Below are 11,827 nucleotides of genomic sequence, written 5' to 3'. Positions count from 1 at the left end.
TATTATTTTCCATGGAGTTATTTCATGAAAAAATATTATTTACTTCAGTTTCTTTTTGCTTTCATGGCTTCACACGCTTTTGCTTCTGAAACAGGCAGCCCCCCTTCGAAAGATTTACAGATCATGGAAAAGTCTTCGAAGGGAAGCACGGCAAACCGGGGAGGTGTCATTTTCTTTAAAAACCTGGTCCTCATTTCTTTGAGAAATGTTGGGACAACGGATGTCGATCTGAAAAATGTATGCTTTTTTCTCGCCGATGACCCGACCAACAAATCCAAAGTCGATACCGTTGAGGAAAAACTCAACACCGGAATATTGAAGCCGGGACAAGAAATAACCGGCAATGTCGGCTTTTCCGCGCCGGATGTATCGGTATACGAGTTTGGTGGCATCCAGGCTTCCATGAATTGCCCGTAGAGCATTTCCAGCAAAAGTGCGTAGCGGTTTTGCGTAGGATAATGCGTAAAAACAAATAGATAGAGCGGTTCCCCGATTCCATTTTAACCGGAACCGCTCTAGCACCGCCGTTTAATCAAGCCATTCGTCGCCGGTCATTCTTCTCCCAGGAGAAGACGGTCGGCGGCAGCGGATCGCGTCCACGAATAATGTCCGATCCCTTTTCGCCGACCATGATCGTTGGCGCATTGGTGTTGCAGGACGGCACGTGCGGCATGATCGAGCTGTCGCACACCCGCAACCCCTCCAGACCGTGCACCCGCAGTTCCAGATCAACCACGGCTGAAGCGTCGGTGCCCATCCTGCACGTGCCGACCGGATGGTGATCGGTCTTGGCATTGGCGCAGGCATAGTCGTACAGATCATCGTCGGTGACCACTTTCGGTCCCGGAAGCCGCTCGGCCATGACATAGGGTTTCAATGCGGCCTGTTGCATGATTTCACGTGCGATCTTCAGCCCTTCCAGCGACATTTTCAGATCGTGCGGATCGCTCCAGTAATTCGGGTCGATCAGCGGTGCAGCAGCCGGGTCGCTGGAAGCCAGCCGCACGGTTCCACGCGAGCGCGGATGCAGATAAGCGGAATTGAGCGTCACACCTGCATTCTTGAGCTTCTCGACGCCAGCTTCAATGCCCGAACCAAGCCCCAGATGAAACTGAATATCCGGTGAGCGGGCATCCGGATCAGCATACCAGAAGCCGCCGGTTTCAAAGAGGCTGGACGCTACAGGGCCGGAACGCAGAAAGATATATTGCAGCCCCGCGCCAAGCGTACGGTGCAGCTTTGCCACGCCGTCATAAGTGTGATCGCCAGTGCATTCAGCGATGACGAACAGATCGAGATGATCCTGCATATTTTCGCCAACGCCGGGCAGATCGTGTTTCACCGCAACGCCAACCTGTTTCAGATGATCGGCGGGACCGATGCCCGATTGCAGCAGAAGTTTTGGAGAGCCGATAGCGCCCGATGAAATGATGACCTCCCGCGATGCGCGCAACACCTCGCCACTCATCAGGGCCACGCCTGTGGCGCGGGTCTTTTCCAGCACGATGTTACGGACTGGCGCATTGATCCTGACCGTCAGGTTTCGCCGTCCCTTGATCGATGCGAGATAAGCAAGCGAGGCGGACGACCGCCGGCGGTTGCGCTGCGTCAGCTGATAGAAGCCGACGCCCGCCTGTTCGCGCCCGTTGAAATCCGGGTTGTAGGGTATCCCCAGTTCCTGCCCGGCGCGGATATAAGCGTCGCAGATCGGCAGCGGTGCGGACGGCATGGAAACGCCCAGTGGGCCGCCATAGGAATGATAATCGTCGTTAAAACGCTGATTGTCCTCGGCGCGTTTGAAATAGGGCAGCACACTGCGATAATCCCAGCCGGTGCAGCCATCTTCATTGGCCCAAAGATCGTAATCAGCGGCATTACCGCGCGTATAAATCTGCGCATTGATGCTGGAACCGCCGCCGATCACCTTGGCCTGCGTATAGCGCAGCACGCGGTTTTTCATATGCTTTTGCGGAACGGTTTCAAAACCCCAGCTCGCCACGCCCTTGGTCATTTTGGCAAAGCCCGCAGGCATATGGAACAGCGGATTCCAGTCGCTTCCGCCCGCCTCTAGCAGTAGCACTTTTACAGACGCATCTTCGCTGAGGCGATTGGCGAGAACACAACCGGCAGGCCCGCCGCCAACGATGATATAATCGTAGTTCATCGCGCACTTCCCTTAAAGCTTCGCTATCGAAAGGCCGCCATCGGCATTGATCACCGATCCGGTGGCGAAGATGAAATTTCCGTCCGCAAGCCCGGCCACGATGGCGCCAACATCGCCCACTTCGCCCCAGCGCTTCATCGGCACCAGACCGCCTTCGATCAGCGCGTCGTAACGCTCGGAGACTTTGGCCGTCATATCGGTACGAATGATGCCGGGACGCACTTCGAACACACCAATCGGCGCCTCGGCCAGACGCAGCGCCAGCCCTTGCACGAAGGCGGTCAGCCCCGCCTTGCTGATGCAATAATCGAGCCTTTCCGGCGAACTCATCACCGATGAAACCGAACTGATCGTCACGATGCTGCGTGGAAAACGCACATCGGTTACCGCCAGCATGGCTTTCACTATCGCCTGCGTGAAAAACACTGTGCCGCGCAAATTGACCCCCATGATGGTGTCGAAATTTTCAGGCTTCAGCCCAAGAAAATCGCCGCGCTCGACCGACCCCATGCCCGCATTGTTGACGAGACAGTCGATGCTGCCAAACTCCTTCAGCACAGCGGCAATGGTCGCCTCATGCGTCTCGACGGCAGCCAGATCGCTTTTGAAGAAAGCCACCCTGCCGCCCATGCCGCGCAATTCGTGAATGACGGCCTCGTCGTCCTCAATATCGGTGATCACCAGATCAAAACCCTTTGCCGCCAGGGCGCGGGCAATGCCAAGCCCGATGCCGCGACGTCCGCCGGTTACCAGCGCCACAGGTCTTTGACGGTTCATGCCAGAACCTCCCGGTTCAAGTGGTCCGCCACGCGCAACGCCTGCGCGGCAATGGTCAGCGCCGGATTGACCGCCGCCGATGTCGGCAGGAACGATGCATCGACCACGTGGAGATTAAGGTGATCATAGGCACGGCACCAGGGATCAAGCGGCGCTGTCGCCGGATCGTTGCCGATGCGCACCGTCCCGCATTGATGCGACGGCGTGCGCCGGTCAAAGGCTCGCGACAGCACGACCGGAAAACCTGCTGCCCGCAGAGCGGATTTGAGCTTTTCCACCAGCATCAGATGCGCTTGCCAGTTGCTGCGCACCCAATGCAGGACAATGCGGTCGCCATCCACCGTCACGCGGCTTTCCGGCGACGGCAGATCTTCGCTCATGGCGTAGAAATCGATCGTGTGTCCGGCAACCCGGTTCAACAGCCATTCCGGCACTCGTGGCATACTGGATTTGAGGATCGCACCCGAGATGCGCCCCAGCAGTTGCACATTGCCGAGCGGCGGCCCGCCCGCCCCGTCCGACAGATAGTAATCGTTGAAGCCAAAGGTCTTCTGGTAGATGCTGTCATTACGATAGCGCGGATCGAAAGCGATTACGGCGCTCGCATTGTGGTTCATGAAATTGCGCCCCACCTGATCGGAGCGATTGGCCAGTCCTGACCTCAACAAGAGCGCCGCCGATTGCACCGCACCGGCGGACAGAATGACCAGCTTCGGGCGCAGGACCAGCGCCTCTCCGTTCTTCACATAATGCACGGTGGCAATGGTCTTGCCATCCGGCCCGGGTTCCAGCCGTGTCACCCGTGCGGAAGTTTCGAGCCGGACATTGGGATGCTTGAGGGCAACCGCGAGCGGACAGGTTTCCGCATCCATCTTGCCGTCATTGCTATTCGGATGCGCATCCCACGGCGTTTTGGCCTTTGCCAGCCAACGGTCGATATCGACCCCCAGCGGCAGCGATGCCGGATGCAATCCGGCTTGCTTCAACCGCGCCCGCACATCGGCAATGGCTGGTTCGTCGCGGATCGCCGGATAGGGATAAGACTTTGAATGATCTGGCTCGGTCGGATCACCGCCCAGTTCACCCCGCACCTGAAACAGCTGTTCGGCGCGGCTATACCACGGCTCCAGTTCTTCATAGGAAAAGGGCCAGGCGGGCGAGACGCCCTCCAGATGCGCCATTTCTGCAAAATCCTCGCGGCGGTAGCGGATCAGCACCGCGCCAAAGAATTTGGAATTGCCGCCGACATTGTAATAATTGCCGGGATTGAACGGCGTACCGTTCGTCTCGTACCAGAACTCTTTCGGACGAAAGAAGCCCTGTTGGAAAATAGCGCGCGGGTCACGGTTTTCCGGCCTGTCCGGCAAATGCTCCCCCGCCTCAAGGATGAGAATTTCGGCACCCGACGCAGCAAGACCGGCAGCCATCGTCGCGCCGCCGATACCCGATCCGATGATGACGATATCCGGCTGTCCTCCCAAAGCCGTCTCCTCCTATTTTGCCTGTGGCATCCACATGGCCGTCCGCGCACCGATATGCATGTTGAGCGTCTTGGTTTCGGTATAATCCTCAACCGCATGACGGCCCAGCTCACGGCCCAGACCCGACTGGCGATAGCCGCCGAAAGGCAGTTCCGGCGTGCCGTCCATGAAAGTGTTCATCCAGACTGTGCCAGCACGCACCTTGCGGCCGATGGTCATGCAGGTATCGAAATCGCGGCTCCACACGCCTGCCGAAAGACCGTAATCGACCGCATTGGCAATCGAGATTGCGTCATCCACGCTGTCGAAGGACAATACCGACAGAACCGGCCCGAACACTTCTTCACGCGCCACGGCCATGTCGGCCTTCACACCGGACAGAATGGTTGGCCCCATATATTGGCCGAGGCCGAGATCCAGAACTTCGCCGCCATGCGCCAGCGCCGCACCGGCCTTTCTGGCCTGATCGACATAGGCGCCAACCTTGCTCAGATGCTGCGGCGTGATAATCGCGCCCACCTGTGTGCTGACATCGAGCGGATCGCCGACAATGACCTTTTTCGACAGATCGGCGACGCGCTCGACAATCTCATCGACAATCGAGCGATGCACGATCAGCCGCGAACCGGCATTGCAGCATTCGCCCGCATTGAACCATGCGCCGAACACCGCCGCGTCGATGAAGGCATCCATATCCGCATCCGGGAACAGGATTTGCGGGTTCTTGCCGCCAAGCTCCAGCGACACTTTTTTCAGGGTCTGAGCGGCATTGGCCATGGTCAGCTTGCCGACGCCAGTGGAACCAGTAAAAGACACCATGTCCACATCCGAATGCGTGCTCATATGCTGGCCGACATCCGCACCCGTTCCGGTGACGATGTTGACGACGCCATCCGGCACGCCCGCCTCGGCCAGAATTTCACCGAGCACCAGCGTCGAGCCGGAGGTGAGTTCCGACGGCTTGACGACCGCTGTGCAGCCTGCAGCCAACGCGAAAGGAAGCTTCTGTCCGACGATCAGGAACGGAAAGTTCCACGGCGTGATAATGGAGACAACACCAATCGCCTCACGCAGCACGACACCCAAAGTACCATCGCCCAGCGTGTTATAGCTTTCGCCGTGCAGATCACGCGCAAGCGCTGCCGCGTAGCGCCAGATATCGACGGAACCGGCGATCTCGCCGCGCACCTGACTGATCGGCTTTCCAGCTTCAATCGCATCGAGATAGGCAAGCTCTTCGGCCCGCGCCTCGATCAGCTCGGCAGCCTTCAGCAGAACCAGCGAGCGCTGCGAAGCAGTCTTAGACGACCAGCGCCCGTCATCGAAAGCCTTGCGTGCGCTTGCTACGGCGCGCTCCACATCGGCCTTGTTACCCGCCGGATAACGGCTCACCGTGACACCATGGCCGGGGGCCACGCGCTCAATGGTCTGGCCGCTCTGGCTGCCCACCCATTTGCCATCGATCAGCATGGAGAATTCGCGGACGGCCAGTCCGGCCAGCGGTTGCGGCTTTACAATAACGCTCATCACCATTCTCCTTTAAAATTTGCTTCGCGCTTTTCGCTGAACGAGCGCACACCTTCCTTCAGATCGCCGGTCTTGGCGACAAGGATGGAACCCAGCGCCTCGACGGCGGTTCCGTTGTCCTCGCCATTGGCGACGGACAGCATCAGTTTGGAAATTTCCAGTGCAGCCGGTCCGCGTTGTGCCACCCGCGCCGCATAATCCTGCGCCGCCTGCAAGGCTGCGCCCGTTTCCACAACGGCATCGACCAACCCGTGCGAGAGCGCTTCCTCAGCCGTGAACATCTCGCCGCCCAGCACCATGCGCCGCACGATCTGCGCGCCGAAGCGGTGTACAAGACGCTGCGTGCCCGACCAGCCGGGGATCATGCCCAGCGATGTTTCCGGCAGACCGATCTTCGCCTGTTTTTCGACAATGCGGATATCGGCGGCGCCTGCCAGTTCCAGACCGCCGCCCAAAGCATGGCCGTTCATCGCCGCGATCAGCGGCACACGCAAAGTCGCAAGCCGCTCGAACACCCGATGACCATAGCGCACCCAGGCATGGCCGAATTCCTGCGGTTCCATGCCGCCCCAGGCCTTGATGTCGCCGCCTGCTGAAAAGGCTTTTCCCTCGCCGGTCAGGATCGCAACGCGCACGCTGCGATCGGCCTCCACACGGTCGCAGGCGGCAGAGAGTTCCTGCAAAAGCTCAATATCAAACGCATTGAGCTTTTCGGGCCGCCTGATGGTCATGACCGCGATGTGGTTCTCGGTCGAAATTTCTATCCGATCAGCCATGTCACGCCTCCAGCTTTCGCGCCGGTTTTTGCGGCAATTCAAGTCCAATTGGCTCCTCGCGGAACAGCGCTTCATCCATGGTCTTGAGCTGGTCGGAAACGATCAGCGGAAATTCGGATTGATCTAGAATATGCGCCTGCAAATCGACACCCGGCGCAATCTCGGTGAGCACGATACCTTCCGGCGTCAGCTTCATCACCGCCCGTTCGGTGACGTAGGTAATGTCCTGTCCCTGCGCGACGCTGCGGGGGCCTGAGAAGGTGACATGCTCGACCTCATTGACCAGTTTTTTGAGCTTGCCTTCTTTTTCGATCACCAGCTTACCGTCAGCGACCGACAATTTCGCACCCGCATTGAACATGCCGGAAAAGACGATCTTCCTGGCGCGTGCGGTAATGTCGACAAAGCCGCCCGCTCCCGCCGTGACATGCGGACGGAATGAAAGTTTCGACACATTGACCGAACCGTCGCGCCCGATCTCAAGGAACGAGAGCAGCGAGGCATCAAAACCGGCACCCTGAAAATAGGTGAACTGATAGGGTGACGGCATATAGGCATCGGCATTGGACGCGCAGCCGAAAGCGAAGTCCAGAAGCGGCACGCCGCCGACAGCACCCTGCTCGATCACCCAGGTCACGGCACCGTGCAGGCCTTCTTCCAGCAAAATGCGTGGCACATTGGCGGAAATGCCGAAGCCGAGATTGACCGCGCTGCCCGCCTGCAATTCCTGCGCGACACGCCGTGCAATCGCTTTTTGAATATTGAATTCGGCGAGACGGAATGTATCCAGCGGGCGGAAAATCTCGCCCGAAATCGCCGGGTCGTAGAGCGTCTGCGTGGTCTGCTTCTGGTCGGGATCGACAACGATATAATCGACCAGAACGCCCGGCACGCGAACGTCATGCGGCTTCAGCGTGCCTTCCTTGGCGATGCGCTTCACCTGCGCAATGACGATGCCGCCATTGTTGCGCGCGGCCAGCGCCTGATCGAGACCGCCGAGATAAGCGCCTTCATGCTCATAGGTGAGGTTGCCGCGTTCATCCGCCGTCGTCGCGCGAATGATCGCCACCTGCGGGATGATGGCCGGAAAATAGAGCCAGTCCTCGCCTTCGAAGCTGACATGTTTCACCACCGGCTCTTGTGTAGCCTTGTCATTCATCGCCGTACCCTGACGCTTGGGATCGACGAATGTATCGAGCCCTACCTTGGTCAGCACGCCGGGGCGCTTGGCCGCCGCTTCACGGTGCATGTCGAACAAAATGCCGGATGGGACATTATAGGCCGGAATCTCATTATTGGTGATCATCTGCCAGATCAGCGGCGGTTCGGCACTCGACGGGCCGGACGGATAGGAACCTCCGATGATCTTCTTCAACAAACCGGGCTTGGCGATGTAATCGACGCCCTTGATGCCGCTCATATCGCCTGCCGCAATTGGATGCAGCGTGGTGATGTTCTTGGGATGGCCGGTTTCGTCGAACCGCTCGCCAATCGCTTTCAGCGTCAGGTCGGGACAGCCAAGACCGCTCGATGAGGAGACCGAAACGACAGCATTGTCGGGGATGAGTGCAGCCGCTTTCGCAGCCGAAATATGCTTGTTCATGGTGTTCAGAGTCCAGATTGAACGGCGGTTGCCTTGCCAGTCTTGGCGGCTTCCGCGACCGCAAGCCCGGTGGCGAGCGACCAGATGCCGTCTTCGAGTGTTGCAGAAGGCTGGCCCTTGCCCGCAATCGCGTTGTGGAATGCCTGCAAGGCGGTTTCGTAGAGATTTTTCTGGTCGAGCGGCAATTCGTGCTCGCCATCCTTGTTACGCAGAATGACGGTTCCCATCGGCTTTTGCGTCATCACATTGCGCGCCACCAGCGAGCCTTCGCTGCCATGCACTTCAAAGCCCGTTTCGGCATATTTGGTGGTGAAAGCATCGTGGAACTGGGCAATCGCGCCGGAGGAGAAGCGTAGCACCCCCATCACACCGTCTTCCAGCCCAGCGCCGCTGAGGCCCCCTGCTGGCTGAAAGCCAAGGCTTCGACCGGGTTTTCGCCCAGCACAAAACGCAGCGTGTCGGCATCATGCACGGTGATATCGAGGATGACGCCGCCACCGGCATCTGGTCGTTCAATGCGCCAGCCCTGCAAATGTGGCGGCAGATAAACCGCATGGAAAACCCGCGCCCCAAGCACCTTGCCGATCCGGCCTTCTGCGATGGCATCGCGCATGGCGCGGTGGCTGGCGGCATTGCGCAAATGATGGTTGGTGCCTGCCACCACGCCTGCCTCGCGCACGGCTTTCAGCATGGCATGGGCGTCGCCAAGGGTCAGCGCCAGCGGCTTTTCGCACAGAATGTGCTTGCCGGCCTTTGCTGCGGCAATCGCCTGATCTCGATGCAGTTCATTGGTGGTGGAGATATAGACCGCTTCGATTTCCGGATCGGCCAGCAGCGCATCAAGGCTTGTCACCGAGCGGGCAATCCCGTTTTCGCGCGCATAGGTTTCGCCGCGCGCGGCATTGGTGCTGTAAACCGAAACGACTTCGCCGCCGGTCGCGCGAATGGCTCCGATCACCCATTCCTTCGCAATCGTGCTTGCGCCTATAAGGCCCCACTTTGCCATTGGTGTTTTTCCTCCTTTTTGGTCTGCGCACCACAGCTTGCGCGCACCGCAAGACGCACCGCCAAACGCTGCGCCTCCGCCTCCACCCGTTCCGAGTTGATCTGCTTCAACAGAAGCTGTGCCGCCCGTTCGCCCATCCCCTGCGGATCGACCGACACCGTTGTTAATGCGGGCACCGCCGTCTTTGCTTCGATCACATCGTCAAAGCCGACCACGCCGAAATCGCGACCCGGTTCCAGATGCGCGGCGCGCAGGCCGTCACAAACACCAAACGCCACCGCATCATTGAAACACACCGTGGCCGTTGGCTTTGCACCGAGCAGCAACATGCGCTCCACAGCTTCCACGCCGCCCGCCCGCGACGGCGCCGATGTAAAGATCAGCGCTTCGTCAAAGGCGAGACCCGCCTGCTCCAGACCAGCGCGATATCCGGAAACACGCTCCGAAAACACCGCGGTATCCGCATAACCGCCCATGAAGGCGATGTTCCTGTGACCCAGACCAACCAGATGCTCGACGGCCTTCGCGACACCGCCGCGATTGTCGGACAGAATGGACGAAACACCGGAACCCGGCACATCGCGCACCATCTGCACGACCGGCAGGCCGCTTTTCGCCAGCGGCTTCAGATCGCCTGATTCCGTACCGCGTGCTGGTGAAACGATCAGCCCGGCAATGCCATGTTCGCGCATAGAGGCGATCACCTCGCGCTGGCGGTCGATGCTTTCGCCGGTATTGGCCAAAAACTGCACATAGCCCGCCGACTGCATCACGCGGTCTATGCCCACCGCCAGTTCAGCGAAAAAACTGTTGGTCAGATCATTGACGACCAGCCCGATGATCTTCGACTTCGCCTGACGCAGATTTGCGGCGCTGCGGTTATAGACATAACCGAGCTTTTCGATTGCCGCCTGTACCTTGACCCGCGTTTCAGCGTGAACCAGCGGACTGTCACGCAGCACGAGCGACACGGTCGATTTGGACACGCCTGCCTCGCGTGCAATATCGATGACCGTAACGCTGCTCTTGTTCATGGCTTTCCTCGACTTCTGCCGCTAAGTTAATTGGAACGTTCCAAAATTGTCAATTAGATAAATTTAGCCGTAATATTGCCATGATATCGCCTTGTTGTTTGGCCCTTTTTAGGCAGAATTCTCAAAATAATGGGCTATATCTGTTTGAAATAGGCTTATTCCTTGCCATTTGGAACGTTCTAAATTATCAAGACTGAGGTTCATGGGAGGACGATGATGGGCGTTGCATTCGACACTATGCTGACCTTGCCGAAGGCCGGTGGAACCCTGCTTCCATATCGGCTTGTCGGAACGCCGACCGAAAGACCGTCCGCTCCCCCGCAATTCAATCGCATCGCCTATGCGGCAGCGCATGTTGTCTCCGACCCGCGAAAAGATACGACGCCCTGGAGCAATCCCGCGCTCGACTGGGATGCGACCATGGCTTTTCGGCATCATCTCTGGAGTCTCGGTTTCAGGATCGCCGAAGCGATGGACACATCGCAGCGCGGCATGGGCCTCAACTGGGCGGGCGCGCAGGAGCTGATCCGCCGCTCGCTGGCTGAAAGCAAGACCGTAGCGGGTACCGATCTCGCCTGCGGTGCTGGCACCGACCATCTCGATCCGGCGGATGCCAAGAGCCTTGATGACATCATCAAGGCCTACGAAACACAGGCTGGTTTCATCGAGAAACACGGCGGGCGCTTCATCCTGATGGCAAGCCGCGCCCTTGCCCGTATCGCCCGCTCGTCCGACGACTATGCGAAGGTTTATGGGCACATTCTCTCCAATGCCCGCGAGAAAGTTGTGCTGCACTGGCTGGGCGACATGTTCGATCCGCAGCTCAAAGGCTACTGGGGAGCCTCAAATTTTGAGGATGCGCTGGATACGGTCATCGGCATCATCGAAGCCAACCGCGACAAGGTGGAAGGCATCAAGATTTCGCTACTCGAAGAACGTTACGAACTGGCATTACGAGACCGGTTGCCGGAAGGCGTGCTCTGTTTCACAGGCGATGATTTCAACTATGCGCCGCTGATCGAAGGCGACGGCAACCGGCACAGCCATGCCTTGCTCGGCATTTTCGATGCGGTCGCGCCACAGGCCTCCAGCGCATTGGCAGCGCTTGCCCAAGGCGACAGCGCCCGTTTCCGCGCCATCATAGAGCCGACCGTCCCGCTATCGCGCAAGATTTTCGAAGCGCCGACCCAGTATTACAAGGCGGGCATCGTGTTTCTCGCATGGCTCAACGGCCACCAGACGCATTTCACCATGCCAGCCGGAATGCAGTCGGCGCGCGGCATTGTCCATTATGCCGACATTTTTCAGCTGGCGGACAAGGCCAATGTGCTCGACAGGCCGGAGCTTGCCGTGAAACGCATGAAGTCGCTTTTGGAAACCCATGGGGTGGAACAAGCCTGACAGCCGCTTCATGAAGCGACCCGCATTCCCCCATGCAATCTGTCCGGTTCCCGTGCTG

The 11,827-nt window shown here is 58.7% G+C and carries 9 protein-coding genes and 1 pseudogene; 2 read left to right on the top strand and 8 right to left on the bottom strand.

Annotation, left to right across the window (positions count from 1 at the left end; translation table 11 throughout):
- Positions 1-24 precede the first annotated feature (24 nt).
- Positions 25-417, top strand: a complete 393-nt coding sequence (locus QLQ11_RS09090; protein WP_109369999.1) for a DUF4354 family protein — start codon at positions 25-27, stop codon at positions 415-417.
- A gap of 115 nt (positions 418-532) precedes the next feature.
- Here the strand turns inward: QLQ11_RS09090 and QLQ11_RS09085 are convergent, their stop codons facing one another.
- The 8 genes and pseudogenes from QLQ11_RS09085 to QLQ11_RS09050 form a co-directional block, all read right to left on the bottom strand.
- Positions 533-2,164 carry a GMC family oxidoreductase gene (locus QLQ11_RS09085; RefSeq protein WP_109370000.1) on the bottom strand — a complete coding sequence of 544 codons (1,632 nt, stop codon included), beginning with the start codon at positions 2,162-2,164 and terminating at the stop codon, positions 533-535.
- A gap of 12 nt (positions 2,165-2,176) precedes the next feature.
- Positions 2,177-2,941 carry a 3-ketoacyl-ACP reductase gene (locus QLQ11_RS09080; protein WP_109370001.1) on the bottom strand — a complete coding sequence of 255 codons (765 nt, stop codon included), beginning with the start codon at positions 2,939-2,941 and terminating at the stop codon, positions 2,177-2,179.
- Positions 2,938-4,422, bottom strand: coding sequence for a GMC oxidoreductase (locus tag QLQ11_RS09075; protein WP_109370002.1), 1,485 nt, complete (start codon positions 4,420-4,422; stop codon positions 2,938-2,940). The genes QLQ11_RS09080 and QLQ11_RS09075 overlap by 4 nt, the downstream gene beginning before the upstream one ends.
- Positions 4,423-4,434: 12 nt before the next feature.
- Positions 4,435-5,955, bottom strand: a complete 1,521-nt coding sequence (locus QLQ11_RS09070) for an aldehyde dehydrogenase family protein (RefSeq protein WP_124915135.1) — start codon at positions 5,953-5,955, stop codon at positions 4,435-4,437.
- Positions 5,949-6,725, bottom strand: a complete 777-nt coding sequence (locus tag QLQ11_RS09065; RefSeq protein ID WP_109370004.1) for an enoyl-CoA hydratase/isomerase family protein — start codon at positions 6,723-6,725, stop codon at positions 5,949-5,951. The genes QLQ11_RS09070 and QLQ11_RS09065 overlap by 7 nt, the downstream gene beginning before the upstream one ends.
- Position 6,726: 1 nt before the next feature.
- Complete coding sequence (locus tag QLQ11_RS09060; RefSeq protein ID WP_109370005.1) at positions 6,727-8,328, bottom strand: acyl CoA:acetate/3-ketoacid CoA transferase; 1,602 nt, start codon at positions 8,326-8,328, stop codon at positions 6,727-6,729.
- A gap of 5 nt (positions 8,329-8,333) precedes the next feature.
- Positions 8,334-9,334, bottom strand: a pseudogene (locus tag QLQ11_RS09055) (Gfo/Idh/MocA family protein).
- Positions 9,313-10,368 (bottom strand): LacI family DNA-binding transcriptional regulator, encoded by a 1,056-nt coding sequence (locus QLQ11_RS09050; RefSeq protein WP_109370007.1) that lies wholly within the window; start codon positions 10,366-10,368, stop codon positions 9,313-9,315. Before QLQ11_RS09050 ends, QLQ11_RS09055 begins: the two are co-directional and overlap by 22 nt.
- Positions 10,369-10,584: 216 nt before the next feature.
- Between QLQ11_RS09050 and QLQ11_RS09045 the strand changes: the two genes are divergently transcribed.
- On the top strand, positions 10,585-11,769 hold the full coding sequence (locus QLQ11_RS09045; protein ID WP_109370008.1) for a dihydrodipicolinate synthase family protein: 1,185 nt from the start codon (positions 10,585-10,587) through the stop codon (positions 11,767-11,769).
- Positions 11,770-11,827: the final 58 nt, after the last annotated feature.

Source organism: Ochrobactrum sp. SSR (genome assembly GCF_030067775.1).
Lineage (GTDB): Bacteria > Pseudomonadota > Alphaproteobacteria > Rhizobiales > Rhizobiaceae > Brucella > Brucella teleogrylli.
The sequence above is the reverse complement of the archived record's forward strand: the minus strand, read 5'-3'. Positions and strand labels throughout refer to the sequence as shown.

Excerpts from the sequence above, each read along its gene's own strand:
- QLQ11_RS09045 (WP_109370008.1), top strand. The coding sequence starts at position 10,585 with ATGGGCGTTGCATTCGACACTATGCTGACCTTGCCGAAGGCCGGTGGA.
- QLQ11_RS09080 (WP_109370001.1), bottom strand. The coding sequence starts at position 2,941 with ATGAACCGTCAAAGACCTGTGGCGCTGGTAACCGGCGGACGTCGCGGC.
- QLQ11_RS09065 (WP_109370004.1), bottom strand. The coding sequence starts at position 6,725 with ATGGCTGATCGGATAGAAATTTCGACCGAGAACCACATCGCGGTCATG.
- QLQ11_RS09070 (WP_124915135.1), bottom strand. The coding sequence starts at position 5,955 with ATGGTGATGAGCGTTATTGTAAAGCCGCAACCGCTGGCCGGACTGGCC.
- QLQ11_RS09090 (WP_109369999.1), top strand. The coding sequence starts at position 25 with ATGAAAAAATATTATTTACTTCAGTTTCTTTTTGCTTTCATGGCTTCA.
- QLQ11_RS09085 (WP_109370000.1), bottom strand. The coding sequence starts at position 2,164 with ATGAACTACGATTATATCATCGTTGGCGGCGGGCCTGCCGGTTGTGTT.
- QLQ11_RS09050 (WP_109370007.1), bottom strand. The coding sequence starts at position 10,368 with ATGAACAAGAGCAGCGTTACGGTCATCGATATTGCACGCGAGGCAGGC.
- QLQ11_RS09060 (WP_109370005.1), bottom strand. The coding sequence starts at position 8,328 with ATGAACAAGCATATTTCGGCTGCGAAAGCGGCTGCACTCATCCCCGAC.